Origin of the sequence: Enterobacter sp. ENT02 (genome assembly GCF_019219165.1) — a bacterium.
Classification (GTDB): Bacteria; Pseudomonadota; Gammaproteobacteria; order Enterobacterales; family Enterobacteriaceae; genus Enterobacter; species Enterobacter mori.
Window position 1 is genome coordinate 1,007,568 of sequence record NZ_JAHUWD010000002.1, and the last position, 24,474, is coordinate 1,032,041.

The window sequence follows — 24,474 nt, forward strand, 5'->3', positions numbered from 1 at the left end:
CTTTAACTCCCGTTATTTACAGTACAGGTATATTCAACATAGACTGAGAAATTGACAAGTACGCACGAAAAAGTGAGTGACTGAATTATGAGTAAGTTATATAGCCCGGAATCTGCCGCAAGCGGCGTGGAAAAGGTATTACGGCTGCTGGAAGGTCGCTGGAAATTAATTATTCTTTTTCATCTGTTCGACGGAAAAGTGCAGCGCTACTCTGATTTCGAAAAACTGATCCCCGGTATTTCCCAGAAAATGCTGGCGCAGCAGCTGCGGCAACTGGAATCCGACGGAATTGTTTCGCGGATGGTCTACCCTCAGGTGCCGCCAAAAGTAGAATATCGACTCACCGAATGGGGGCAGGCATTATGCCCGGCGCTCGATGCCATGCTGAAATGGGCTGAAAAACGTGAGGCTTACGCCGGGCAGTAAATCCTGTGCCCGGTAAGCCTCGGATGGCTAATCGTGGCGATCTCTGCCAGAAAGGAACGCGTTCACTCCGGTGTCTCTTCTGCCTGCGCCATCTCAAGCGCGCTGGCACTGGCGGGATCGAACAGCGAGATGCTCTCAATCTGATTGAGTAAAATTACCTTCCGGAATGACATGGCGCTGCGGGGTTCAGAGTCGAGCGTAATGTCATGCTCCGCATACCACCTGCTGTAGTTATTCTCGATGCGCAGATTCATCGTCTTTGCATCTCTGTACCCGCTCAGCATCGGGATCAGCACGATATTGGCCGTTTTTTCGTACTCCAGCGTGGCGGTGTGGATCATGCCGACGTAAATCCGCCCCGACCGAAGCGATACCTGCGCCAGCTCTCCTTCCTCCATGCACTGATACAGCACCTGTTCAATACCGCTCGACTGCGCCAGACGTTTGTAGAGCTTTTTCCGGCTTTCACCGTCCAGCCTGGCACTGCCTGCCCAGTTAGAGCGGTAGAGGCAAAACAGGATGGCAAACGCCAGCATCACGACCACCGGCGCCTGGATCCCTAAAAAGCTCCAGTTCATAAAGTCGATTTGCCAGTCGGTATATTTCGGTGAGGCAAAGTGAAATGCGTTGTTGGCGGCGGAAAGGGAGAGCAGGAGTAGCCAGAGCAAACCGGTGGCAATCACGCCCTGAAGAACAAAAATACAGCCATAAAGCGCCACGAGAAAATAGACGTCCCAGCCAAAGGAACGCTTGATTTTAAAGCGGGTGGACAGGTCGCGGCTGGTATACCAGTACCCGCACACCATCAGCACCATAAAGATTGCCGTTCCCATATCAGGCCCTCTTCAGCGCGTCGACGTGACGCAGAAAATCCTGCCGTACCTCATTGCTTTTGTAGTTCACCGAGGCGTTCCCGTCCTGGTCGATAATGATGCGATCGCCATCTTCTACGGCTTCAATGATTTCCTGCTGGCTCATTACCTGGAGCAATGACTCAGGGCTGGAGAAAAGGGAGAGAAAGAAGCGTTTCATGTCAGGCATCCTTATGAATAAAAAGGATAAGCCTGGAAGAAGGGCGGCGAGTTTGCCTTAAGGATATCCTGAAAGTTAAAGCCGGGTGGTGGCTACGCCTTATTCGGCCTACAAAACCCATTCTTTCTTATGGATTTAACTTATTGATATAGAAAAAAAATAAAAAATAGATCAACACAAACTTGGACAAATAACTATGATTGTGTAAGTTTTAATTATGCGATTACGCCACGTTATTTACAGCCAGGATGTGACCCATGAGCACGTTGCCGCCCGTTGTCAGTCGGTTTGTTGATTACTACGCCACGCTTGACGCTCAGCCGCCGTCGGCGCTGGTGGGGCTTTATCACCCTGATGCCACGCTTGTCGATCCGTTTGGCGAACACAACGGGCTTTTTGCGCTCCAGCGCTATTTCACCCATTTGCTGGCGAATGTCGAAAACTGCCGTTTTACCATTGATGCCCCCCTTCTGAGCGAACGCCGGTTTGTCGTCACCTGGACAATGCACTGGTCGCACCCGCGCATTGCCGGGGGGGAGCCGCTTGACCTGCCGGGGTGTTCAGTGGTGGACACGGAAAACGATCTCATCACGCGTCAGCGCGACTACTACGACGCGGGGGAGATGATCTACGAACACCTTCCTCTGCTGGGCTGGGCGGTACGCGGCGTGAAGCGGAGGGTCAAATCATGAAAACGGTGCTCATTACCGGCGCCAGCTCGGGCATTGGGGCCGGGCTGGCGAAATCCTTTGCCGCTGATGGCTACCAGGTAATTGCCTGCGGGCGTGATGCGTCGCGTCTGGACGCCCTCCAGCTGCACAGTCCGAACATCACGGTGCGCCGCTTCGATATGACAGACAGGGACGCCAGTTGCCAGGCATTGAAGGACTGTAATGCCGAACTGGCGATCCTCTGCGCCGGGACGTGTGAATACCTCGATCGTGGCGTGGTGGATGCCGCGCTGGTAGAGCGGGTGATGAAGACCAATTTCCTCGGCCCGGTGAACTGTCTCGCCGCGCTTCAGCCGCAGCTGGCTGCAGGTCATCGCGTGGTATTGGTCAGTTCGATGGCGCACTGGCTTCATTTTCCGCGAGCCGAAGCCTACGGAGCGTCCAAAGCCGCGCTCACCTGGTTCGCCGACACGCTGCGTCTGGACTGGGAGCCGAAAGGGATTGGTGTAACCGTGGTTTCTCCGGGGTTTGTGGATACGCCGCTGACCCAAAAAAATGATTTTGCCATGCCGGGCAGAGTGACCGTTGACGAGGCCGTGAATGCAATACGCGCCGGGCTGGCGAAGAATAAAAGCCATATCGCGTTTCCTTCCGGTTTCGGCCTGATCCTGCGGCTGCTCTCATGGCTTCCGACCCTGATCCAGAACGCGCTGCTGCGAAGGATGGTGCGCTCATGAAGATCGCGATTATCGGCAGCGGTATTGCCGGGCTAACCTGCGCCTGGCGTCTGGCGGGCCATCATCAGGTCACCCTGTTTGAAGCGGGTGCAACGCCGGGCGGACACACCGCGACGGTAGACGTCTCCACGTCGCAGGGGACCTGGGCCATCGACACCGGGTTTATCGTCTATAACGACCGCACTTATCCGCGCTTCATGGGCCTGCTTAGCGAGCTGGGCATCAGCGGACAAAAAACGCAGATGAGCTTTTCTGTGCGCAACCCGGCGACGGGGCTGGAGTATAACGGACACACGCTGACGTCGCTGTTTGCCCAACGCCGAAACCTGGTGAATCCGACATTCTGGCGGCTGCTTCGGGAGATCGTCCGCTTCAATCGTCTGGCAAAACAGGCGCTGGACGGGGAGGTGGACCCGAACGCCACGCTTGAGATGTTTCTTGAACAGCACGGTTTCACCCCGTTTTTTGCACGCCACTACATTCTGCCGATGGGGGCCGCGATCTGGTCCTCATCGCTGCAGGAGATGAGGCGCTTTCCGCTGCCGCTGTTCCTGCGCTTCTTTGAGCATCACGGCCTGCTGGATATTACCCATCGCCCGCAGTGGTACGTTGTCCCCGGCGGCTCGCGGGAGTATATCCGCGCCATGCTCGACAAGCTGGGCGCCCGTCTGAACTTGCATCTCAATTCGCCGGTGCAGCGGGTGAGCCGCCACGAGCACGGGGTCACGCTTCAGCTTGAAAACGGCATTTATACCTTCGATCAGGTGATTTTTGCCTGCCATTCCGGGCAGGCGCTGGCGATGCTGGACGAGCCGACGCCTGCAGAACGTGACGTGCTGGGCGATATCGGCTGGCAGCGCAACGAGGTGGTGTTACACAGCGACAGACGCTGGCTGCCGGTGTGCGAGCGCGCGTGGGCGAGCTGGAACTATCGCCTGAGTGAACGTGACCAGGCCAGCGCCTGCGTCACTTACAACATGAACATTTTGCAGGGGCTGCCCGAGGGGAGTCCGCTGTTCTGCGTCACTCTGAATCCTGAAACGCCGGTTGATGAGCGTTTCGTTCTGAAGCGCTTTATTTATGAACACCCGCTGTTCAACCCTAAAAGCTGGCGCGCGCAGGCGCGTCGCGGGGAGATTAACGGTCATCACCGGAGCTGGTTCTGCGGGGCGTACTGGTATAACGGTTTTCATGAGGACGGGGTGCGCAGCGCGCTGGATGTGGTCAATGCGCTAGCCGCCGGGGAGGGGAACTGAGATGAACAGCTGCCTCTACCACGGCGTATTGCGCCACCGACGCCTCCAGCCGAAAACCCACACATTCAGCTACAGCGTCTTTATGGCCTGGCTGGATCTCGATGAGCTGGAAACATTGCCCTCGGTGGGCGTACGCCGTAACCGCGTGGCCGCCGCCTCGTTCCACGACGCGGACTATCCGCTGGGCACGCCGCTCAAAGAGAACGTGCTGAGCAGGCTGGAGAGCCTGACCGGGGAACGTCCGCAGGGGCGAGTCATGCTCCTGACACAGCTGCGCTATTTCGGGTTCCATTTTAATCCGGTCAATTTTTACTACTGCTATGACCAGCACAATGCGCTTCGCTGGGTGCTCGCCGAAGTGCGCAACACGCCGTGGAACGAGCGGCACTACTACGCGGTAGACGGGCAGAATGCCCGGCCTACGGAGAAAGCGTTTCACGTTTCGCCCTTCAACCCGATGGACATGGTCTACCACTGGCGCTTCAACAACCCGGACAACACGCTGCATATGCACATTGAAAATCATCAGGAAGCGAAGGTCTTTGACGCTACGCTGGCGCTGCGTCGGGAGCCGCTGACCCGCCCGGCGCTGCGTTCGCTGCTGCTGCGTATCCCGCTGATGACCCTGAAAACCGTTTTCGCCATTTACTGGCAGGCGCTGCGGCTGTGGCTCAAGCGCGTGCCGCTGTATAACCATCCCGTCAGCAGGAGTGAACGCTCATGACCGATCCCGTCTTTGCGCTTGAACCCGATATCCCGCGCAACGTCCGCATCGCGCGCTGGCTGCTTTTTCGGCTGTTAAGCGGCATTCGCGGCGGCTCGCTGACGCTGCGTGAAGGGGCGCAAACCTTTCATTTTGGTGAGACATCTGCCGCACTGCATGCCGACGTGCAGATCCTCACGCCAGGGCTTTACTGGCGCATCTTAACGGGCGGCAGCCTGGCGGCGGCAGAAGCCTGGATGGACGGCGAATGGGAGACCACGCACCTGACGCCGCTTCTGGAGCTGCTGGCGCTCAACGGCAAGGTGCTTGGCCGTCTGGAGAATGGTTTCCGCCTGCTCGGCAGGCCGCTGGAGCGGCTGCGCCACTGGACGCGGCGTAACTCCCGCGCGCAGGCGCGCGAAAATATTGCCGCCCATTACGATCTGGGCAACACCTTTTATGCCCACTTTCTGGATAAGGAGCTGCTCTATTCCAGCGCGCTGTTTACCGCTGACGAGCAGGATCTTACTGCAGCTCAGCAGGCTAAAATGGCGCGTCTGTGCGACCAGCTGGCGCTAAACCCGGGTGACCACCTGCTGGAAATTGGCACCGGCTGGGGAGCGATGGCGGAATACGCCGCCCGTCACTACGGCTGTCGGGTCACCACCACCACGCTGTCGCAGGAGCAATATATTTGGGCGACCGAGCGCATCGCCCGCGCCGGGTTGCAGGATCGCGTTGAGGTGCTGCTCTGCGACTATCGCGACCTTACCGGGCAGTACGACAAGCTGGTGTCGATAGAGATGATTGAAGCCGTCGGGCAACGCTATCTGCCCACGTTCTTCCGTACCTGCCAGGCGCGGCTGCGCCCGGGGGGACGGATGGCGATTCAGGCCATCACCATTCAGGACCAGCGCTACCGCGACTACAGCAAAAGCGTCGACTTTATTCAGCGCTACATTTTCCCCGGCGGCTTTTTGCCGAGCGTCACCGCCATGAACGAATTGATGACGCGCCACACCGATTTTGTGGTGCGCAACCTCTTCGACATGGGGCCGGACTACGCCCGCACGCTGGCTCACTGGCGGCAGCGCTTTGTCCACGCCTGGCAGGAGATTGAAACGCTCGGCTTTGACGAACGTTTCCGCCGGATGTGGCTCTACTACTTCGGCTACTGCGAAGCCGGGTTTAACGCCCGCACCATCAGCGTGGTGCAGCTGACAGCGGAACGCGTATGAGACGTTACGTGCAGGTGTTCCTGATGGCGATTGCGTTCGATCTCTACTGGACGCTGGTAGTGCTGTTTCGCGAGCGGGGGCTGGTCGTTTGGCTCGCGCTGGCGATCCTTGCTTGCCTGATGCTATCGCCTGCACACCGTATTTACGCCATTTTGCTGGCGGCCGCAGGCAGCGTGCTGGACGCCCTCTGGGCGGTGACGGGGCTTATTACCTTCACGGGCGACTCGCTGATGCCCCTGTGGATGGTGGCGCTGTGGCTGATGTTCGCCACCGTCTGGACCCGACTGACGTGCACCACTACCTTGCCGGGCTGGATCTTAACGCTGCTGGCGACCGTCGGCGGGCCCGTGGCCTACCTTATCGGCGAGCGGCTGGGGGCAATTACGTTCCTGGAACCTGGTTTTATCGTCGTCAGCTGGATGGTGCCGGGCTGGCTGGTATTAATGCTGTTTTTCCACCTGCTGATGGGGAGACAACAATGAAAACCCTGCTGATGTTAATCTGTCTGACCCTTACCGTACCGGTCGCGAACGCCGCTGACTGGCTAAGCTGGCGCAAAGTAGGCAGCGCCACGCTCACCTGGGGGCCCTTCACCGTCTACACCTCGCAACTGCTGACGCCCGATGGACGCTACACCGGCGAAAACAGGGATCAGGCGCTGGTCATTACCTATGCGCGCGACATCGACCGTAAGGATCTGGTTGAAGCGACGCGCGATCAGTGGCAGGCGCAGGGAATTTTGCAGCAGGAGCCGCTGAGCGAAGCATGGCTTCGCAGGCTGGAATCGCTCTGGCCAGACGTCAAGGCAGGCGCGCAGTTGGCGTTTGTGCTTAAAAATCAGCAGGGACAGTTCTGGTACCGCGCGCCTGACGCGCAGACAGGTTTCACTCCACTGGGGCCAGCGCAGCCAGCGGCGTTCAGTACGCGCTTTCTGGCCATATGGCTCGATCCCCGCACGCAATACCCTGAACTGCGTCAGCAGTTAATCGGAGGCCAAAAATGAAACGTTTCCTGACCCTGGCGCTGGCGCTCACGATGCTGCTGGCAGGCTGCAGCACGGAGGTAACGGAGTACCGTCAGCAGCAGCCGCGGCTTGACATGTTCACGTATTTCCAAGGGAAAACCGAAGCGTGGGGCATGGTGCAGGATCGCAGCGGCAAGCAGATCCGCCGTTTCCACGTTGAGATCGCCGGGGATGTGATTGGCGATACGCTAACGCTCAACGAACACTTTGTTTACGACGATGGTGAAAAACAGCAGCGCGTCTGGCACATCCGCCGCGTCGGGAACGATCGCTACGAGGGAACGGCGGGGGATATTGAAGGGGTTGCCTCGGGGCAGGCCGCAGGCAACGCCTTTAACTGGCATTACAGCATGAACGTGAAGGCCAACGGCAAAACCTGGCTGCTGCACTTCGACGACTGGATGTACCTGCAGGATGAGACCCATCTGTTCAATAAAACCGAGATGAAGAAATTTGGCGTCACCGTCGCCACGGTGACGCTGTTCTTTACCCGTAAGGCCTCGGCTTAGTCGCGGATGCTGCCGGTTTTGCTGCTGGAGTAGATGAAGTACAGGGCAATCCCCAGGCAAACTACCGCGCCCAGGCGGCTCAGCGAAAACGGAATGGCGGGATTGCCCAGCCAGCCAAAGTTATCAATCAGCATACTCATGGTGAGCTGGCCGAAGATCACCGCTACCGTGGCGACGGCGGTGCCGATCCGCTGTACGGCGAGCACCATTATCACGATATAGGGCACGCCAAACATCGCGCCGAGGAGCTGCCATTTTGGCACGTCCAGCAGCGTGACCGCCTGCTTAGGCTCAAAGAAGAAAATGAGCAGGGCGGTCACCAGCGCGCCGACGGAAAACGTCAGAAACGCGCTTTTAAATACGCCCACGCTGCCGCCGAGCTGCCCGTTGATCGCGGCCTGAATGCTCAGCGTCGCGCCGCCGCAGACGGCCAGTAGAATCATCATCAGTGTCATGCGTTTACCCCTGTGCCACCAGAACCAGTGCGGCAATAATAAAAACCAGCGCCACGATGCGTTTCGCGTTTATCTTCCTGTGTGGCGTACCCAGCAGACCAAAGTGATCGATGATCAGGCTCTTAAACACCTGACCGGCCAGAATACCAATCATGGTCATCGCGATGCCGATAGCGGGTGTTGCAACGGTCAGAATGACCACGTACACGGGGCCGAGCACTCCGCCAAGCAGTTGCCAGGACGGCTGTGTAAAAAATGACGGGCTGTTGCGCGGGCTGAAAAACAGCATCAGTAGAAACGTCAGCGCGGCACCCACGCCGAAGATGCTGAACGTGGCCCACAAATCACCCACTTCGCCGCCTAGCGGTCCCAGCAGTCCCGCCTCTACGGACAGCCCCATCCCGCCAGCAATCACCAGGAAAATTAAAATAAGTTGCATAGCTCACTCTCTTGTTGTCCAGGCGACGAAGAATACGGGGTATCAGCAGTGAGAAAAATGCCATAATGCAGGAAACACCATTGCAGGAAATGCACTAATGATTGATGCCGGAAATATCAGCATTCGCGCGCTGCTGATCTTTATCGCGGTTTATGAATCGCAGAATTTCTCCGTGGTTGCGCGGCGGGAAGGGATCTCCGCCTCGCAGGTTTCACGCGTGATCCACCAGCTTGAGGACGCGCTCGGCCAGCAGCTTTTTTATCGCAATACGCGGGCCGTGATCCCGACGGAAAGCGGGCATCTCTTTATCCGCTACGCCCGGGCGATGGCAGGAAGTCTTGATGAGGCGCGACGGGAGCTGGATGAGCGATCCATCGAGCCAACGGGGCTCATTCGCATTAACTGCCCGGTATTTTTTGGACAGCGGCACGTAGCCCCTGGCCTGGCGGGGCTGTCGGCGCGCTACCCCCGGCTCAACCTGGAATTGACCCTCACCGACGATTTTATCGATCCTCACCGGGATGCCGCCGACGTGTTGTTCCGCATCGGCACACTGACGGACTCCTCGTTTCACGCGCGGGTGCTCGGGCAGCAGCTGTATCATCTGGCGGCATCGCCGTCCTATCTGCAAAAGCACGGCGTGCCTGAGAAGCCGGAGGATTTTGCGCATCACAGCTGCCTTGTCTATCGCGGATCGTCCGGGCCTAACCGCTGGCTCATTCGCCGTCCAAATGCGGCGTGGGTTCACTATCCCGTTGCGCCGCTGATGACCTCCAACAACGCTGAAACGCTGCTGATTGCCGCGCTGGGCGGAATGGGGATCGTGCTGTTCCCCGACTGGCTGGTGAGCGAAAGGCTAAACAGCGGCGAGCTGGTGTCGCTTCTGCCGGATCATGAATGTTCGATCAACACCGAGCCGCAAACCATTGCGGCGATCTATCCGAACGCGCGTCATCCGCCCCTTAATGTCAGGGCGGTGATTGATTATTACGTAGAGCGGTTCGGCACGCCGCCGCACTGGCAAAGATGAACCCGAGATTGCGCGATCTGGCCGCTATCCCGTACTGTAGCGAAAACGTAAAAGGAAAATCCGGGCCTATGCATCTTGATTTTCGCCAACTGCGCAACTTCGTCGCGCTGGTTGAATACGGCAGTTTTAATCGCGCGGCAGAGGCGGTGTGCCTCTCGCAGTCGGCTTTTAGCCGCAGCATTCAGGCGCTGGAGCAGAGCGTCGGACATCCCTTATTTGACCGGCAAAGCAAGCTGGCCACCCTGACGCTGCATGGCCAAACGCTGCTGCCCTACGCCCGACGGTTTCAGGAGCTGAACGTTGAGCTCAGCAGCCAGATGCGCGAAGCGGAGGAGGCGCAGACCGGCGAAGTGACATTCGGCTGCGGTCCGGCCCCGGCAGCCCGCCTGATCCCCGCCGCGGTGGGAGCGTTTCATCGCAGCATGCCGCAGGCGAAGGTACGCTTTCAGATCGATAACTGGTTTACGCTGCATCAGGCGCTGACCACGCAGCATTATCCATTTGTCGTGGCCGATAGCTGGCAGGCGGAGCTGGATCCCCAGCTGCGGGTGCAGCCGCTCAGCCCGCAGCGCTGCTTTTTTATCTGCCATGCCGACCACCCGCTGGCGCAACAGGGCACTGTATCCGTGCAGGCGCTGTTGCGTTACCCCTTTGCAGCACCCTATTTACCGCCAGGCGTACGCAAGGTGCTGGCTACCCTCAGCCAGCAGCAGGATTTTACCCCCGCGATCCAGTGCGATCACGTCTATGCGCTGCTCTCAACGCTCGCCTATACCCACGCGATAAGCTTCGCCAGCGAGGATGGCTTTGCGCTGTGCCAGCACAGCCATCGGCTGGTGAAGCTGGAGATAAGTGACCTGCCGGAAGAGTGGCGGCTGATGCAGACCCGGTTTGCCATTATTTCTCAGGTCCATGCTACCCAGCCGCCGCTGGTGGAAAAGATGATTGAGACGATCCTCCATGCCGACCGCCAGCATCAGAATCAGCTGCTGGCGCAGGAGGAGGGGAGTTAAAGCGGCTGGCCCTCAGGCGAGTACTGCGGCCAGTGATTTTCCAGCTTTTGCGCCTTGAGAGCCTGCTCGACGAAGGAGCCGTCAACCCACTCTTTGGCACTAAAGGCGCTGCGGATCAGGCGGCCCGAATGCGCCTGTTCAACGCTGTTGGTAAAGCTGTCGGTCAGGAAGGGATCGATGCGCGGTGATGTGGTGAAGTTAAGATCCTGCGGCTGCAGCTCCTCCAGGAACAGCGCCCTGGGGATTTGGCTTTGCTGTGCCATTTCTGCCGACCAGGCTTCACGGTTGTTCGGATCGCTGATTTCTGCCGCGTTCTTCACCAGCACGTCGATAATCTGCTGCGTCGCCTGCGGCCAGGCGTCAATAAAGGTTTGTGTCCCAAGGAACCCCGCCTGCGTGGTGTTCTGGCGACCGGAATCGCCGCTCTTCACCACCACATCGATCTTATCGCCCCGCAACGCCAGAAGAGACACGCCGCCCCAGACGGCATCCACGCGGCCCGCCGCCAGCGCCGCTTTTCCGGCATTCCAGTCGAGATTAATGACCTGCAGGTTTCTTTCCGTGAGCCCGGCGGTTTGCAGGGCGCGGTCGAACGCCAGTTGGTCCGCCGTACCGCGATAGACCGCGACCCGTTTACCCTTTAAATCCGCCAGCGTTTTAATGCCCGAAGCGCGGGTGACCGCCAGGTAAGACTCCGACCCGCGGCTGCCCAGCAGCAGGCGCGTGGGAAGGCCGTTCGCTTTGCCGATGATGGCTGCCAGATCGCCAAGGTAGACAAAATCAAGCTGTTGGTTAGCCAGCGCTTCATTCACCGCCGGGCCCGCGCCCTTAAAGAACTGCCACTGGATTTCTACGCCCTGAGGTTTGAACACCGCCTCAAGCTGGTGGCGGATGTACGCCATGCCGACCGGGCCTTCAATAAAGGGCTTACTGCCCGCACTTTGATCCGGCACGCCGATGCGAATGGCGTGCAGCGCTTCGGCGCTGGCGTTCCCCATCAGGGCGAAGGCGGCCACCAGCGACAGCAGGGCACGCCTAAAAAATGCTTTCATCATAACAAGTTACTCCGAGGTTTTTTTCTCACCCTAATGAGCCGCCCGGCCCGCTGTTAAATGCTTTTATTAGCAAAGAACAGGTGAAAATGAGCTAAATCAGCGCCAGCGAGTCCGGCAGGCTGAAATGCATTTGTTGCATCGGGATTATTCGCGTAACGCAATGACGAAGTGGAACGGGGCGAGGTTTTATAGCGGCATGACGGGTTTAAACGTGAAGCACTATGTCGCAGATAATTTTAAAAACGGGCTCATCCGGAAGGCAGAAAGTACGACTTAACGGCTGGCCGTGGATATTGCCCGCGCTACTGCTGCTGCTGTGGTCCATCGCCGTAGAGCGCCACTGGATGCCGGAACAAATTTTACCCGCGCCTTCGGTGGTCGCCGACACGGCGCTCTCGCTCCTGGCCGGAGACCTTCTCTCCCAGTGGGCATTTAGCCTGCGGCATCTGCTGCTGGGCCTGCTGGCAGGCGCGTTCGCCGGCACGCTGTTAGGCGCGCTGTTCGGCCTGGTTCCCGGTGTGGCGCGTCGCGTGGAGCCGCTGTTTTACGCGCTGGCGCAAATCCCGACCCTGGGGTGGATCCCGCTGTTTATGGTGCTGTTCGGGATCGATAACGGCCTGAAGCTGGCGGTTATCATCAAAACCACCATCGTGCCGATGACGATCAACACGCAGCAGGCGGTAACCAGCGTGCCCCATACCCTGAGCGAGGCCGCCAGGGTGATGAATTTTTCCCGCTGGCAGCGTCTTCGCTGGCTGGTGATCCCCGCGAGCCTGCCGGGCTGGTTCACCGGCCTGCGGCTGGCGCTCTCTCAGGCATGGGTGTCGCTGATCGTTGTTGAACTGCTCGCCTCGTCGGAGGGCATTGGCTACCTGATGGTCTGGGGGCGTCAGCTTTTTCAGCTGGATATCGTTTTCGTCACCATTGCGGTGGTGGGCTTCAGCGGCATGCTGATGGAGTGGGCGGCGAATCGGGCCTTTTCCCGACTGGTGTTCTGGCCCCAGCCCGCCGTCGGGCGTCTTGCCTGGAAACCGCAGGCCAGCTGGCAGGCGCTGCAGCTGCCGATCCTGCTGCTGGCGCTGTGGCAGCTGGCTAGCCGATGGGGATGGATTGACGGGGCGCTGTTCTCTTCGCCGCTGGCGGTCGCCGGGCGCTTTATGCAGGGCGCGGCAAGCGGGGAGCTGGCGACGGCGATGCTGGCAAGCCTCGGGCGCGCCTTTGCGGGCGGGGCGGCGGGTATTGCCGGTGGCCTGCTCTGCGGATTACTGCTGGCGCTGCGGCCTCGCGCCGGGCAGATCGTGACGCCATCGCTCAACGTGCTGCGCCATATTGCCCTTTTTGCGTGGCTACCGCTGCTGACCGCGTGGGTGGGCAACGATAACGTCGGTAAAATCGTCTTTATCGCCCTGGCCTCGTTCTTTCCGATGTTCTTTAGCACCCTTCAGGCCGTGCTGCAGCGTAACCCGCAGCTGGACGAAGTGGCGCGCGTGCTGCGTTTAGGCGGCCTGACGCGCCTGCGGATGCTGATCCTTCCCGGCGCGGCGCCCGGTATTTTCGCCGGGCTGCGGCTGGCGATGATCTACGCCTGGCTTGGCAACATTGGCGCGGAATACTTCATGTCCTCGGGCGCCGGGATCGGCAGCCTGATGATTAACGCCCAGCAACTGCTGGATATGCCCACCATTCTCTGCGGCATGGTGCTGGTCGGTCTCACCGGCGCAGCGCTGGATAAAGCCGGACGTTTACTGGAACTTCGCGCCACCCGCTGGCGCCAACAGGAGCCATCATGACCGCTCAAACTCTGGTCTCATTTCAACATGTGCGTAAAACCTGGCAGCAGGTCACGGCGCTGCAAAATTTTAGTCTCGACATCGCTGCCGGTGAACTGGTGGTGCTGGTGGGCAGCAGCGGCTGCGGTAAGTCGACGCTTCTGCGCATGCTGGTCGGCCTTGAAGAGGCGACGCAGGGGGAAATCCGCATCAGCGGCGAGCGGGTCACCGGCGTGGGCAAAGAGCGCGGCATCGTGTTCCAGGAACCCCGGCTGTTCCCCTGGCTGAGTGTGATCGACAACGTCATGCTGGGGCTGGCGGATGAAAAACTGAGCCGTGCCGCCAAATGCCAGCGCGCGCGGGAGATGCTGGCGCGGGTGCAGCTCACCGAGTTCGAGGGCGCGCTACCCGCGCAGCTTTCCGGCGGGATGGCCCAGCGCGTCGCCATTGCTCGCGGCCTGGTTGCCCGCCCACAAATTCTGATGCTGGACGAGCCGTTCGGCGCGCTCGACGCCCTGACGCGGCACACCCTGCAGCAGGCGCTTTTGCAGATTCACAGAAGCGAGGGAACCACCACGCTGCTGGTGACCCATGACGTCGAAGAGGCGGTCGCCCTGGCCGACCGTGTCGTGGTGCTTTCCCCACGTCCCGGCCGCATACGCGAAGTGGTGAGCCTTACGCTGCCGCACCCGCGACAGCGTGACGACGCCGCGTTTGCCGACGCCTGCCGCCATATTCGCACTCTTATTACCTCTGCCTGATGACCTTCACTAAGGAGCAATACATGGGACATCCTTCCGTTTTCCCCACCGGCGCGACGCTTTACGATCCTGCGCGCGCGTGGAGCGGCTATACCCTTTTCCAGGCCACCGAGCATGGCGCGGTGCTGGTCGACATGAACGGCACCGTGGTCCGCGAATGGCCTGAGCTTCACGGCTTTCCCAACAAAATTCTGCCCGGCGGGGCGATCCTCGGACACAGCGGCGAGCGCGACCCGCGCTACGGCATGCAGGATATGCTCGACCTGATCCAGGTGGACTGGGAAGGCAATGTGACATGGTCCTTCGATCGCTATGAGAACGTGAGCGACCCCGGCAATGAAACCCGCTGGATGGCGCGGGCGCACCACGACTATCAGCGCGCGGGCAATCCGGTTGGCTACTACGCGCCGGGGCTGGAGCCGCAGGTCGAAGGGGGGAATACCCTGATTCTCGCCCACACCAACCTGGTCAACGAGGCGATATCGGACAAGGTTCTGCTGGACGACACCATTATTGAGGTCGACTGGCAGGGAAACGTGGTTTGGGAATGGCGCTGCAGCGATCATTTTGAGGAGCTGGGCTTCGACGATGCGGCGCGCACCGCGCTTTACAATAACCCCAACATGCGCGCCAGCGGCGGCGGAATGGGCGACTGGATGCATATCAACTCGATGTCCACGCTGGGGCCGAATAAATGGTATGACGCCGGAGACAGCCGCTTCCACCCTGACAACATCATCTGGGACGCCCGCGAGTCCAACATCATCGCCATCATCGATAAGCAGAGCGGCAACATCGTCTGGCAGCTTGGCCCGGATTACAGCACGCCAGCGCTAAAACACATCGGCTGGATCATCGGCCAGCACCACGCGCACATGATCCCGCAGGGGCTGCCCGGCGCAGGCAATATCCTTATTTTCGATAACGGGGGCTGGGCCGGATACGGCGCGCCGAACCCGGCCTCGGCGGACGGGGTGAAAAACGCCTGGCGTGACTATTCGCGGATCCTCGAAATTAACCCTGTGACGCTGGATATCGAGTGGCGCTACTCGCCGTATGAAGCGGATCTGCCCCAGCCAACCGATTCATACCGTTTTTATAGCCCGTACATCAGCAATATGCAGCGCCTCGAAAACGGCAATACCCTGATTAATGAAGGCTCCAACGGGCGCATTTTTGAAGTGACCCGCAATCATGAAATCGTCTGGGAGTACGTGTCGCCGTTCTGGGGCAAGACGCTCAACAACAACATGGTTTACCGCGCGTACCGCATTCCTTATGCCTGGATCCCACAGCTTCCTCAGCCGCTGGAAACGCCAATAGTCCCGGTGGATGTTCGGACCTTACGCCAGCCTGGCGCGGCGGCGGCTGGCCCGGCGCAAAGCGTGGTGCGGGTCGCAGGCGTGAAGCCCTACAGTAAAAGCGCCGATGCGCTGTGCGTCGCGACGGATAACGACACCCTTCGCCGCAGTCCAAAACTGTTCCGCGTGGCAGAAGGCGCGTTTAAAACGGTGAGCGCGTCGAGCGAGCTGGAAAGCGATGGCCCGATACTGCTGTTTGTCGGGGCGGAGCGCTGCGTGCACTGCCGCAGGCTCTGGCAGCTGCTGGAGAACGAGAAGCTGATTCCGCTGACGGCGCGGTTTGATACCCGCTATCTGGACGCCGATCTGAACACGGAACTGGCAAGCCAGCTTGGCGTGCGCGGTCTGCCCACGTTGCTGGTGCTCAGGCAGGGTCAGCCGGTCTCGCGTGCGCCTGCGCAGCAATCGGTAGAAAGCGTTGGTGAGTGGTTGCAAGGCGTGAGTGAATAATGCGATACCCGGGAGAGTGAGCCTCTCCCGGGAAGGGCGGGATTATTTTGCCAAAATCTCACGGCGAACGATCTCTGCGCCCGCGCTCAGCGCCCTGAGCTTGCCGTTAGCAACCTGACGGGAAAGGGGAGCCATTCCGCAGTTGGTGGACGGATAAAGCTTGTCGGCATCGACAAACTGCAGCGCTTTACGCAGCGTATCGGCGACTTCCTCCGGCGTTTCGATATGGTTCGTCGCCACGTCAATCGCGCCCACCATCACTTTTTTGCCGCGGATCAGCTCCAGTAGATCCATCGGCACGCGCGAGTTGTGGCACTCCAGCGAAATGATGTCGATGTTTGAGGTCTGCAGCTTAGGGAAAGCCTCTTCGTACTGGCGCCACTCGGAGCCGAGCGTCTTTTTCCAGTCGGTATTGGCCTTGATGCCATATCCGTAGCAGATGTGTACCGCGGTTTCGCACTTCAGCCCTTCAACGGCGCGTTCCAGCGCGGCGATACCCCAGTCGTTGACCTCGTCGAAAAAGACGTTAAAGGCAGGTTCATCAAACTGGATGATATCGACGCCTGCGGCTTCCAGCTCGCGCGCTTCCTGGTTAAGAATTTTGGCAAATTCCCAGGCCAGCTTTTCGCGGCTTTTGTAGTGGGCGTCGTAAAGCGTGTCGATCATGGTCATCGGGCCCGGCAGCGCCCATTTGATCGGCTTGTCCGTCAGCTGGCGCAGGTACTTCGCATCGTCCACGAATACCGGCTTTTGACGCGCAACGGCTGAAACCACGGTCGGCACGCTCGCGTCATAGCGGTTGCGAATGCGCACCGTCTGGCGGTTCTCAAAATCGACGCCGCTCAGGTGCTCAATAAAGGTGGTAACAAAGTGCTGACGGGTCTGCTCGCCGTCGCTGACGATATCAATGCCCGCGCGTAGCTGCTCGTCAAGGGATAAACGCAGCGCATCCTGCTTACCCGCCAGTAATTCATCATCCTGAAGTTTCCACGGGGACCACAGCGTTTCAGGTTGTGCTAGCCAGGTTGGTTTAGGTAAGCTGCCAGCCGTTGATGTCGGGAGCAATGTTTTCATAATAGAAGACCTTTATTATCGGTTAATTAAAGCGTGAAGTTATGAGACCACTGCTCAAGACGTTGTTTGTAAGGCTTAATAAACTGTTCTTCCGTAAATTTGCCCTGCTGAATCGCTAACTGGCTGCGCTCTTCACGGTCATAAACAATTTTCGTTAATGAATGATCCTGCTGATTCAGATCCGGCTGATAGCACTGTCCGGCGGTCGAGTTCGCATTATAAATTTCAGGACGGTAAATTTTCTGGAATGTTTCCATGGTGCTGATCGTTCCAATCAGTTCAAGATTCGTATAATCCGCCAGCAAATCACCGGAATAATAAAAGGCAAAAGGCGCAGCGCTGTTCTCAGGCATGAAATAACGCACCTTCAGGCCCATCTTGCCAAAGTATTGTTCAGTCAGGGATGTACCGTCTGGCTGATACTCAATCCCCAATACAGGGTGTGTGTTGCCCGTACGATGGTAGGTATCTTTGCTGGAGACACTCAGGCAGATCACAGGCGGTTTTTTGAAGTTTTCTCTGTATTCAGCAGAGTGGGTGAAGTGCTTGAAGATGTTGCCGTGCAATTCACCAAAGTTCTCCGGGATGCTGAACGTTGAGCGATCTTTATTATGTTCGAGCAGCAATACGCTGAAGTCATAGTCACGCACGTAAGAAGAGAAGTTATTCCCGACAATGCCTTCGATGCGCTCATGGGTTTGCTTGTCGACAATGAACGTCTGCAATATTTCTATGGCCGGGAAGCTATTTTCTCCATCGATGTTCATATCAACGGAAATAATTTCAAGCTCAACCGCATAACGATCGGCTTTAGGGTTATCCCAGCGCGCTAAGGCGTTGAAGCGGTTGTTGATCATCACCAGCGTGTTGCGCAGGTTTTCCTGACGCTTTTCGCCGCGCGCAAGGTTAGCAAAGTTGGTCGTGGTACGCGTATTTTCTGACGGGTTGTAATTTTCATCGAAGCAACTGCGCTTAAGGCTAAATGTAAAAGCTTTACTCATTGTGGTTATGCATCCTAAGTTCATGTTGCCAGGAAGTTATCAATGCATAATTTATGCCTGAGCCAGTGGCAGAGGGGAAGTGACTTAATTTCAATGCAACATGAGCGAACTTCATGAACGGCGCACTTCACGTTATACTGCCCAAAATATCCAACCGGTTTAGAAACAATCATGACAAAACTCACCTTACAAGAGCAGATGCTGAAAGCGGGCTTAGTCAGCAGCAAGAAAGTGGCGAAAGTGCAGCGCACGGCAAAGAAATCACGCGTTCAGGCGCGTGAGGCCCGTGAAGCGGTCGAAGAGAACAAGAAAGCGCAGCTTGAGCGCGACAAGCTGCTGAGCGAGCAGCAAAAGCAGGCCGTGCTGGCGAAAGAGTTTAAAGCCCAGGTGAAGCAGCTGATTGAGATGAACCGCATCACCGTTTCAAGGGGCAACATCACCTTCAACTTCACCGACGGCAATCTGATCAAAAAAATCGAGGTCGACAAGCAAACCCAGGCTCAGCTGATCAACGGCCGTCTGGCGATTGCCCGCCTGGTCATTAACGCAAGCGGGGACTGTGAATACGCGATTATCCCGGCGGTGGTGGCCGACAAAATTGCCCAACGCGATGCCGACAGCATTGTGTTGAACAGCGCGCTGAGCCAGGAAGAGCAGGATGAAGACGATCCGTACGCGGACTTCAAAATCCCTGACGATTTGATGTGGTAAACCCTGTCTAAAACGGAGCAGCGTGTCGGGCGTTAATCGTCTCGCCGCTCACCGGATGCACAAAATCCAGCCCGCTGGCGTGCAGCATCAGCCGCGGCGTCGTTTTGGCGCCCGGCCATTCAAGGCCGCCATATAAATCGCAGCCCAAAATAGGGTGACCCAGCTGCTGGCAGTGAATGCGCAGCTGATGGGTTCGTCCCGTCTCTGGCGTGAGCGCAACCCGCGTCAACGGTAACCCCGTCGTCTGATAAAAACGTTCGATGACCCGGTAGCGGGAGCGCGCCGGTTTGCCCGTGACGGCGCAAATCGACATCAGCGGAAACAGCGCTGGGTCTTTGGCAATCGGCGCGTCAATCACCCCTTCGTCATTTTCAACATGCCCGCACAGCAGCGCGCTATACGCCTTCTTCACGGCGCGCTGGCTGAACTGATGACAAAGCGCGGCGTTAATCGCTTTATTACGCGCAATCACCATTATCCCGGACGTCCCAAAATCAAGGCGATGCACCAGCGTGCAGCCCGGGAAGTTTTGCACCAGACGGTAATGAACGGAATCCAGGTTTTGCGGGTTTTTGCCCGACAGGCTAAGCAGGCCGGAAGGTTTATTGATTAGCAGCAGGTGCTCGTCCTGCCAGAGAATGTCAATCTCATCGAGACAAGGTGGGGCAATAAAGTTATCGACGATTACAGACATCAGGCCGCCCGGCTGAAGAGTGGGAGCGGATGATAACGAAAAGCGGGGTAAAAGAAAAACCCTCCCACCTGGCGGTGAGAGGGGGAATTCTTAGGCTGCGACGAAGCCGTCGATGGCTGCTTTCGCATCGGTCTGCGCTTTGGTCGCCACTTCAGGACCGTAAGCGATACCTTCAGCGAACACGAAGTTCACGTCGGTGATGCCGATGAAGCCCAGGAAGAGGGTCAGGTACGGCGCAACCAGATCGGTTGGGGTATCTTTGTGAATACCGCCACGGCTGGTCAGTACAACCGCACGCTTGCCTTTCACCAGACCTTCAGGGCCGTTTTCGGTGTAACGGAAGGTCACACCAGCACGCGCTACCAGGTCGAAGTAGTTCTTCAGCTGGGTAGGGATGTTGAAGTTGTACATTGGGGCGTTGATGACGATAACGTCATGCGCCTGCAGTTCTGCAATCAGTTCATCAGACAGCGCCAGGGCTTCCTGCTGACGCGGAGTCAGTGGTGCATCGCTTGGACGCAGCGCGCCAACCAGCTCGCCGTCCAGCACAGGAATCGGGTTTGCAGCCAGGTCACGCACGGTGATTTCGTCAGCAGAATGCTGTTCACGCCACTGTTCAACGAAGTAATCAGACAGCTGACCAGACTGAGAGTACCCTGCCAGAATACTGGATTTCAAAACTAATACTTTGCTCATGGGTGATTCCTGTTGTTGCATTTGATTGAAGGGGGTTGCCCCGTTGCTTGTTGACACTCTATTCACAATCCTGCCACAGAGATAGCGCAATATATCGAAGTCTATGTTCGAATTTTTTGAATAAGGCGCGAAAGGCGTCAATGTGGTACTCTATAGCAATCATTAAAAAGAGAGTTTATCAGGGCGTGTACTGCCCTTTAACGCTATGACAGAACAACAAAAATTAACCTTCCCGATGCTCCTGCAACAGCTTGATTCCCTGATGCTGCGCGATAAACAGCGCTTTGCCCGCCGTCTGCACGGGGTGAAGAAGGTTAAAAATCCTGATGCACAACAGGCCATTTACCAGGAGATGGCGAAAGAGATTGAACAGGCGGCAGGGAAAGTTGCGCTGCGTGAAGCCGCACGCCCGGCGATCACCTACCCGGGAAACCTGCCCGTCAGTCAGAAAAAACAGGACATCCTTGAGGCCGTCCGCGACCACCAGGTGGTCATTGTCGCGGGGGAAACCGGTTCGGGGAAAACCACCCAGCTGCCGAAAATCTGTATGGAGCTTGGGCGAGGGCTAAAAGGGCTGATTGGCCACACCCAGCCGCGTCGTCTGGCGGCGCGTACCGTGGCAAACCGTATTGCCGAAGAGCTGCAAACGGAGCCGGGCGGCTGCATCGGTTACAAGGTACGATTCAGCGACCACGTTAGTGATAACACCATGGTCAAGCTGATGACCGACGGTATTCTGCTGGCGGAAATCCAGCAGGATCGCCTGCTGATGCAGTACGACACCATCATCATCGATGAGGCGCACGAACGCAGCCTGAACATTGACTTCCTGCTCGGCTATCTGAAGGAGCTGCTGCCGCGTCGCCCGGATCTGAAAATCATCATCACCTCCGCGACCATCGACCCGGAGCGCTTCTCGAAGCATTTCAACAACGCGCCGATTATTGAAGTCTCGGGCCGCACCTATCCGGTAGAGGTGCGCTATCGCCCAATTGTGGAAGAGGCGGATGATACCGAACGCGACCAGCTGCAGGCCATTTTTGATGCCGTTGACGAGCTGGGTAACGAAAGCGCTGGCGACATCCTGATCTTCATGAGCGGCGAGCGCGAAATCCGCGATACCGCCGATGCGCTTAGCAAGCGCGACCTGCGCCACACGGAGATCCTGCCGCTTTACGCGCGCCTGTCAAACAGCGAGCAGAACCGCGTGTTCCAGCCGCACGGCGGACGGCGCATCGTTCTGGCGACCAACGTGGCGGAAACCTCGCTGACCGTGCCGGGCATCAAATACGTGATTGATCCGGGCACGGCGCGCATCAGCCGCTACAGCTACCGCACCAAGGTCCAGCGTCTGCCGATTGAGCCGGTCTCTCAGGCATCCGCCAACCAGCGTAAAGGCCGCTGCGGCCGCGTGTCGGAAGGGATCTGTATTCGTCTCTATTCCGAAGACGATTTCCTGTCGCGCCCGGAATTTACCGACCCGGAAATTCTGCGTACCAACCTGGCGTCCGTTATCCTGCAGATGACCGCGCTGGGGCTGGGCGACATCGCGGCGTTCCCGTTCGTCGAAGCGCCGGACAAACGCAACATTCAGGACGGCGTACGTCTGCTGGAAGAACTGGGCGCGATTACCACTGACGAACAGGTGACGGCCTATAAGCTGACGCCGCTGGGCCGTCAGCTCAGCCAGTTGCCGGTCGATCCGCGCCTGGCCCGTATGGTGCTGGAAGCGCAAAAGCATGGCTGCGTGCGAGAGGCGATGATCATCACCTCGGCGCTCTCTATTCAGGATCCGCGCGAGCGTCCGATGGACAAGCAGCAGGCGTCTGACGAAAAGCACCGTCGCTTCCACGACAAAGAGTCCGATTTCCTCGCCTTCGTAAACCTGTGGAACTACCTCGGCGAGCAGCAGAAAGCGCTCTCCTCCAACCAGTTCCGCCGCCAGTGCCGCGTGGATTTCCTTAACTACCTGCGCGTGCGCGAGTGGCAGGACATCTACACCCAGCTGCGCCAGGTGGTGAAAGAGCTGGGGATTCCGGTCAACAGCGAGCCTGCGGAGTACCGCGAGATTCATATCGCGTTGCTGACCGGCCTGTTGTCGCATATCGGGATGAAAGATGCGGACAAGCAGGAATTTACCGGCGCACGCAACGCGCGCTTCTCCATCTTCCCTGGCTCCGGCTTGTTCAAGAAACCGCCGAAGTGGACCATGGTTGCCGAGCTGGTAGAAACCAGCCGCCTGTGGGGGCGCATTGCCGCGCGTATCGATCCGGAATGGGTCGAGCCGGTGGCGCAGCACCTGCTGAAACGCTCCTACAGTGAACCTCACTGGGAGCGCGCGCAGGGCGCGGTAATGGCGACCGAGAAAGTGACCGTCTATGGCCTGCCAGTGGTTGCCGCGCGTAAGGTGAACTACAGCCAGATCGATCCGGCGCTCAGCCGCGAGCTGTTTATCCGCCACGCGCTGGTGGAGGGCGACTGGCAGACCCGCCACGCGTTCTTCCGCGAAAACCTGAAGCTGCGCGCCGAAGTGGAAGAGCTTGAGCATAAATCCCGCCGTCGCGATATTCTGGTGGACGACGAGGCGCTGTTTGAGTTTTACGACCAGCGCATCAGTCACGATGTTATCTCCGCCCGCCACTTCGACAGCTGGTGGAAAAAGGCCAGTAAAGAGACGCCGGACCTGCTCAACTTCGAAAAGAGCATGCTGATTAAAGAGGGGGCGGAATCGGTCAGCAAACTCGACTACCCGAACTTCTGGCATCAGGGCAACCTCAAGCTGCGGCTGACCTATCAGTTTGAACCGGGCACGGACGCGGACGGCGTGACCGTCCACATTCCGCTGCCGCTGCTGAACCAGGTGCAAGAGAGCGGTTTTGAGTGGCAAATTCCTGGCCTGCGTCGCGAGCTGGTGATTGCGCTGATCAAATCCTTGCCTAAGCCGGTGCGCCGTAACTTTGTGCCCGCGCCCAACTACGCGGAAGCGTTTTTAGGTCGCGTCACGCCGCTGGAAACGCCGCTGCTGGACGCGCTCGAGCGCGAGTTCCGCCGCATGACCGGCACCACCATCGACCGCGATGACTGGAACTGGGATCAGGTGCCCGATCACCTGAAAATCAGCTTCCGCGTGGTGGACGACAAAAACAGAAAGCTGCAGGAAGGCCGTTCGCTAACCGAGCTGAAGGATGCGCTGAAGGGCAAAGTTCAGGAAACGCTCTCTGCGGTGGCGGACGACGGCATCGAGCAGAGCGGGCTGCACATCTGGAGCTTTGGCCAGCTTCCGGAAAGCTACGAGCAGAAGCGCGGCAACTATAAAGTCAAAGCCTGGCCGGCGCTGGTGGACGAGCGCGACAGCGTGGCGATCAAGCTCTTTGATAACCCGCTGGAACAGCAGCAGATGATGTGGCGTGGGCTGCGTCGCCTGCTGCTGCTCAACATCCCGTCGCCGATCAAGTATCTGCACGAGAAGCTGCCGAACAAAGCCAAACTGGGGCTGTACTTTAACCCGTACGGCAAAGTGCTGGATCTGATTGACGACTGTATCTCCTGCGGCGTGGACAAGCTGATCCACGAGGCGGGCGGTCCGGTCTGGACGGAAGAAGCCTTTGCTCAGCTCCATGAGAAGGTGCGCGCGGAGCTGAACGACACCGTGGTAGAGATTGCCAAACAGGTTGAGCAGATCCTCACCGCCGTGTTCAACATCAACAAACGCCTGAAAGGGCGCGTGGATATGACCATGGCGCTGGGGCTGTCGGACGTGAAGGCGCAGATGGCGGGGCTGGTATATCGCGGCTTTGTCACCGGCAACGGCTTTAAGCGTCTCGGCGATACCCTGCGCTATCTGCAGGCGATTGAAAAACGTCTGGAAAAAATGGCCATCGATCCACACCGCGACCGCGTTCAGATGCTGAAAGTGGAAAGCGTGCAGCAGGCATGGCAGCAGTGGCTCAACAAGCTACCGCCCGCGCGCCGCGATGATGAAGACGTGCAGGAGATCCGCTGGATGATCGAGGAGCTGCGCGTCAGCTTCTTTGCTCAGCAGCTTGGTACGCCGTATCCGATATCGGATAAACGTATATTGCAGGCGATGGAGCAGATTTCCGCTTAAAACCCTTGCCCGGTTTTCTCCCTCTCCCTGTGGGTTGAGGGAGCCCCAGTCATTTTTTTCCTGAAGCGATGAACGTTGCTTCAGCAAAATTAATGACTTATAGCGACGTCCTGGTCCGGCTGTAAATCGCCGAAGCGTTTCCGTAAGGCCGGGGCGAGGCGCAGGGATGCGCCGAGAGGGCGTGGCCTGCAGGGATGCAGGCTCATGCCCGACCCGATAGCCTGAAGGAATAAGCTGAGGGAACCGCGAAGCGGCGATTTA

At 58.3% G+C, this 24,474-nt stretch carries 25 protein-coding genes; 16 read left to right on the forward strand and 9 right to left on the reverse strand.

Annotation, left to right across the window (positions count from 1 at the left end; translation table 11 throughout):
• Positions 1 to 87: 87 nt before the first annotated feature.
• Entirely contained in the window at positions 88 to 426 is a 339-nt protein-coding gene (locus tag KW829_RS10855) for a helix-turn-helix domain-containing protein (RefSeq protein WP_218308207.1), read from the forward strand.
• A gap of 62 nt (positions 427 to 488) precedes the next feature.
• Here KW829_RS10855 and KW829_RS10860 read toward each other — a convergent pair whose 3' ends face one another.
• Positions 489 to 1,259: a hypothetical protein gene (locus tag KW829_RS10860; RefSeq protein WP_218308208.1), complete on the reverse strand. Its 771-nt coding sequence runs from the start codon at positions 1,257 to 1,259 to the stop codon at positions 489 to 491.
• A 1-nt stretch (position 1,260) separates the two neighbouring features.
• A complete protein-coding gene (locus tag KW829_RS10865) occupies positions 1,261 to 1,458 on the reverse strand; it encodes a hypothetical protein (RefSeq protein WP_042715285.1) in 198 nt (65 codons plus the stop codon).
• 257 nt (positions 1,459 to 1,715) lie between these two features.
• Between KW829_RS10865 and KW829_RS10870 the strand changes: the two genes are divergently transcribed.
• From KW829_RS10870 to KW829_RS10905, 8 genes are read left to right on the forward strand one after another with little or no spacing between them, the layout of a single operon-like run.
• Positions 1,716 to 2,150: a nuclear transport factor 2 family protein gene (locus tag KW829_RS10870; protein WP_010430831.1), complete on the forward strand. Its 435-nt coding sequence runs from the start codon at positions 1,716 to 1,718 to the stop codon at positions 2,148 to 2,150.
• A complete protein-coding gene (locus KW829_RS10875; RefSeq protein ID WP_218308209.1) occupies positions 2,147 to 2,866 on the forward strand; it encodes an SDR family NAD(P)-dependent oxidoreductase in 720 nt (239 codons plus the stop codon). Before KW829_RS10870 ends, KW829_RS10875 begins: the two co-directional genes overlap by 4 nt.
• Entirely contained in the window at positions 2,863 to 4,122 is a 1,260-nt protein-coding gene (locus KW829_RS10880; RefSeq protein ID WP_218308210.1) for an NAD(P)/FAD-dependent oxidoreductase, read from the forward strand. The genes KW829_RS10875 and KW829_RS10880 overlap by 4 nt, the downstream gene beginning before the upstream one ends.
• Position 4,123: 1 nt before the next feature.
• Complete coding sequence (locus KW829_RS10885; protein WP_108416998.1) at positions 4,124 to 4,846, forward strand: DUF1365 domain-containing protein; 723 nt, start codon at positions 4,124 to 4,126, stop codon at positions 4,844 to 4,846.
• The gene (locus tag KW829_RS10890; protein ID WP_218308211.1) at positions 4,843 to 6,063 is read left to right on the forward strand and encodes a cyclopropane-fatty-acyl-phospholipid synthase family protein; all 1,221 of its coding nucleotides are present in this window, start codon (positions 4,843 to 4,845) and stop codon (positions 6,061 to 6,063) included. The genes KW829_RS10885 and KW829_RS10890 overlap by 4 nt, the downstream gene beginning before the upstream one ends.
• Entirely contained in the window at positions 6,060 to 6,545 is a 486-nt protein-coding gene (locus tag KW829_RS10895; protein ID WP_089598817.1) for a DUF2878 domain-containing protein, read from the forward strand. Before KW829_RS10890 ends, KW829_RS10895 begins: the two co-directional genes overlap by 4 nt.
• Positions 6,542 to 7,066 (forward strand): hypothetical protein, encoded by a 525-nt coding sequence (locus tag KW829_RS10900; protein WP_010430847.1) that lies wholly within the window; start codon positions 6,542 to 6,544, stop codon positions 7,064 to 7,066. Before KW829_RS10895 ends, KW829_RS10900 begins: the two co-directional genes overlap by 4 nt.
• Positions 7,063 to 7,596, forward strand: coding sequence for a DUF3833 domain-containing protein (locus KW829_RS10905; RefSeq protein WP_218308212.1), 534 nt, complete (start codon positions 7,063 to 7,065; stop codon positions 7,594 to 7,596). Before KW829_RS10900 ends, KW829_RS10905 begins: the two co-directional genes overlap by 4 nt.
• Here KW829_RS10905 and KW829_RS10910 read toward each other — a convergent pair.
• Together KW829_RS10910 and KW829_RS10915 are read right to left on the reverse strand one after the other, a co-directional pair.
• Positions 7,593 to 8,051, reverse strand: coding sequence for a DMT family transporter (locus KW829_RS10910; protein WP_010430853.1), 459 nt, complete (start codon positions 8,049 to 8,051; stop codon positions 7,593 to 7,595). The genes KW829_RS10905 and KW829_RS10910 overlap by 4 nt on opposite strands.
• Before the next feature lie 4 nt (positions 8,052 to 8,055).
• Entirely contained in the window at positions 8,056 to 8,490 is a 435-nt protein-coding gene (locus KW829_RS10915; protein ID WP_010430856.1) for a DMT family transporter, read from the reverse strand.
• A 97-nt stretch (positions 8,491 to 8,587) separates the two neighbouring features.
• Between KW829_RS10915 and KW829_RS10920 the strand changes: the two genes are divergently transcribed.
• On the forward strand, positions 8,588 to 9,520 hold the full coding sequence (locus tag KW829_RS10920) for a LysR family transcriptional regulator (RefSeq protein ID WP_218308213.1): 933 nt from the start codon (positions 8,588 to 8,590) through the stop codon (positions 9,518 to 9,520).
• 68 nt (positions 9,521 to 9,588) lie between these two features.
• Entirely contained in the window at positions 9,589 to 10,533 is a 945-nt protein-coding gene (locus tag KW829_RS10925) for a LysR family transcriptional regulator (RefSeq protein ID WP_218308234.1), read from the forward strand.
• Here KW829_RS10925 and KW829_RS10930 read toward each other — a convergent pair.
• The gene (locus KW829_RS10930; RefSeq protein ID WP_218308214.1) at positions 10,530 to 11,588 is read right to left on the reverse strand and encodes an ABC transporter substrate-binding protein; all 1,059 of its coding nucleotides are present in this window, start codon (positions 11,586 to 11,588) and stop codon (positions 10,530 to 10,532) included. The two genes, KW829_RS10925 and KW829_RS10930, sit on opposite strands and share 4 nt — an antisense overlap.
• A 221-nt stretch (positions 11,589 to 11,809) precedes the next feature.
• Here KW829_RS10930 and KW829_RS10935 point away from each other — a divergent pair, with 221 nt between their 5' ends.
• Genes KW829_RS10935 through KW829_RS10945 form a run of 3 tightly spaced genes read left to right on the forward strand, consistent with a single transcriptional unit; the run spans position 11,810 to position 15,929 of the window.
• Positions 11,810 to 13,378, forward strand: coding sequence for an ABC transporter permease (locus KW829_RS10935; RefSeq protein WP_010430865.1), 1,569 nt, complete (start codon positions 11,810 to 11,812; stop codon positions 13,376 to 13,378).
• Positions 13,375 to 14,118: an ABC transporter ATP-binding protein gene (locus tag KW829_RS10940; RefSeq protein ID WP_218308215.1), complete on the forward strand. Its 744-nt coding sequence runs from the start codon at positions 13,375 to 13,377 to the stop codon at positions 14,116 to 14,118. Before KW829_RS10935 ends, KW829_RS10940 begins: the two co-directional genes overlap by 4 nt.
• A 23-nt stretch (positions 14,119 to 14,141) precedes the next feature.
• A complete protein-coding gene (locus KW829_RS10945) occupies positions 14,142 to 15,929 on the forward strand; it encodes an aryl-sulfate sulfotransferase (RefSeq protein ID WP_010430870.1) in 1,788 nt (595 codons plus the stop codon).
• A gap of 42 nt (positions 15,930 to 15,971) precedes the next feature.
• Here KW829_RS10945 and KW829_RS10950 read toward each other — a convergent pair whose 3' ends face one another.
• Positions 15,972 to 17,003, reverse strand: coding sequence for a methionine synthase (locus tag KW829_RS10950; protein WP_042718542.1), 1,032 nt, complete (start codon positions 17,001 to 17,003; stop codon positions 15,972 to 15,974).
• A 26-nt stretch (positions 17,004 to 17,029) separates the two neighbouring features.
• The gene (locus KW829_RS10955; protein WP_174339505.1) at positions 17,030 to 18,004 is read right to left on the reverse strand and encodes a DUF1852 domain-containing protein; all 975 of its coding nucleotides are present in this window, start codon (positions 18,002 to 18,004) and stop codon (positions 17,030 to 17,032) included.
• Positions 18,005 to 18,175: 171 nt separating this feature from the next.
• Here KW829_RS10955 and KW829_RS10960 point away from each other — a divergent pair, with 171 nt between their 5' ends.
• On the forward strand, positions 18,176 to 18,715 hold the full coding sequence (locus KW829_RS10960; protein WP_010430875.1) for a DUF2058 domain-containing protein: 540 nt from the start codon (positions 18,176 to 18,178) through the stop codon (positions 18,713 to 18,715).
• 7 nt (positions 18,716 to 18,722) lie between these two features.
• Here KW829_RS10960 and KW829_RS10965 read toward each other — a convergent pair whose 3' ends face one another.
• Entirely contained in the window at positions 18,723 to 19,409 is a 687-nt protein-coding gene (locus KW829_RS10965; RefSeq protein WP_218308216.1) for an RluA family pseudouridine synthase, read from the reverse strand.
• Positions 19,410 to 19,499: 90 nt separating this feature from the next.
• Positions 19,500 to 20,105, reverse strand: coding sequence for an FMN-dependent NADH-azoreductase (gene azoR / locus KW829_RS10970; protein WP_010430882.1), 606 nt, complete (start codon positions 20,103 to 20,105; stop codon positions 19,500 to 19,502).
• Between the two features lie 205 nt (positions 20,106 to 20,310).
• Here azoR and hrpA point away from each other — a divergent pair, with 205 nt between their 5' ends.
• Entirely contained in the window at positions 20,311 to 24,213 is a 3,903-nt protein-coding gene (gene hrpA / locus KW829_RS10975; protein ID WP_218308217.1) for an ATP-dependent RNA helicase HrpA, read from the forward strand.
• The last annotated feature ends 261 nt before the right edge of the window (positions 24,214 to 24,474 follow it).

Bases quoted from the DNA above. Each gene is read 5' to 3' on its own strand.
- KW829_RS10855 (WP_218308207.1), top strand. From the start codon at position 88: ATGAGTAAGTTATATAGCCCGGAATCTGCCGCAAGCGGCGTGGAAAAG.
- KW829_RS10860 (WP_218308208.1), bottom strand. From the start codon at position 1,259: ATGGGAACGGCAATCTTTATGGTGCTGATGGTGTGCGGGTACTGGTAT.
- KW829_RS10865 (WP_042715285.1), bottom strand. From the start codon at position 1,458: ATGAAACGCTTCTTTCTCTCCCTTTTCTCCAGCCCTGAGTCATTGCTC.
- KW829_RS10870 (WP_010430831.1), top strand. From the start codon at position 1,716: ATGAGCACGTTGCCGCCCGTTGTCAGTCGGTTTGTTGATTACTACGCC.
- KW829_RS10875 (WP_218308209.1), top strand. From the start codon at position 2,147: ATGAAAACGGTGCTCATTACCGGCGCCAGCTCGGGCATTGGGGCCGGG.
- KW829_RS10880 (WP_218308210.1), top strand. From the start codon at position 2,863: ATGAAGATCGCGATTATCGGCAGCGGTATTGCCGGGCTAACCTGCGCC.
- KW829_RS10885 (WP_108416998.1), top strand. From the start codon at position 4,124: ATGAACAGCTGCCTCTACCACGGCGTATTGCGCCACCGACGCCTCCAG.
- KW829_RS10890 (WP_218308211.1), top strand. From the start codon at position 4,843: ATGACCGATCCCGTCTTTGCGCTTGAACCCGATATCCCGCGCAACGTC.
- KW829_RS10895 (WP_089598817.1), top strand. From the start codon at position 6,060: ATGAGACGTTACGTGCAGGTGTTCCTGATGGCGATTGCGTTCGATCTC.
- KW829_RS10900 (WP_010430847.1), top strand. From the start codon at position 6,542: ATGAAAACCCTGCTGATGTTAATCTGTCTGACCCTTACCGTACCGGTC.
- KW829_RS10905 (WP_218308212.1), top strand. From the start codon at position 7,063: ATGAAACGTTTCCTGACCCTGGCGCTGGCGCTCACGATGCTGCTGGCA.
- KW829_RS10910 (WP_010430853.1), bottom strand. From the start codon at position 8,051: ATGACACTGATGATGATTCTACTGGCCGTCTGCGGCGGCGCGACGCTG.
- KW829_RS10915 (WP_010430856.1), bottom strand. From the start codon at position 8,490: ATGCAACTTATTTTAATTTTCCTGGTGATTGCTGGCGGGATGGGGCTG.
- KW829_RS10920 (WP_218308213.1), top strand. From the start codon at position 8,588: ATGATTGATGCCGGAAATATCAGCATTCGCGCGCTGCTGATCTTTATC.
- KW829_RS10925 (WP_218308234.1), top strand. From the start codon at position 9,589: ATGCATCTTGATTTTCGCCAACTGCGCAACTTCGTCGCGCTGGTTGAA.
- KW829_RS10930 (WP_218308214.1), bottom strand. From the start codon at position 11,588: ATGATGAAAGCATTTTTTAGGCGTGCCCTGCTGTCGCTGGTGGCCGCC.
- KW829_RS10935 (WP_010430865.1), top strand. From the start codon at position 11,810: ATGTCGCAGATAATTTTAAAAACGGGCTCATCCGGAAGGCAGAAAGTA.
- KW829_RS10940 (WP_218308215.1), top strand. From the start codon at position 13,375: ATGACCGCTCAAACTCTGGTCTCATTTCAACATGTGCGTAAAACCTGG.
- KW829_RS10945 (WP_010430870.1), top strand. From the start codon at position 14,142: ATGGGACATCCTTCCGTTTTCCCCACCGGCGCGACGCTTTACGATCCT.
- KW829_RS10950 (WP_042718542.1), bottom strand. From the start codon at position 17,003: ATGAAAACATTGCTCCCGACATCAACGGCTGGCAGCTTACCTAAACCA.
- KW829_RS10955 (WP_174339505.1), bottom strand. From the start codon at position 18,004: ATGAGTAAAGCTTTTACATTTAGCCTTAAGCGCAGTTGCTTCGATGAA.
- KW829_RS10960 (WP_010430875.1), top strand. From the start codon at position 18,176: ATGACAAAACTCACCTTACAAGAGCAGATGCTGAAAGCGGGCTTAGTC.
- KW829_RS10965 (WP_218308216.1), bottom strand. From the start codon at position 19,409: ATGTCTGTAATCGTCGATAACTTTATTGCCCCACCTTGTCTCGATGAG.
- azoR (WP_010430882.1), bottom strand. From the start codon at position 20,105: ATGAGCAAAGTATTAGTTTTGAAATCCAGTATTCTGGCAGGGTACTCT.
- hrpA (WP_218308217.1), top strand. From the start codon at position 20,311: ATGACAGAACAACAAAAATTAACCTTCCCGATGCTCCTGCAACAGCTT.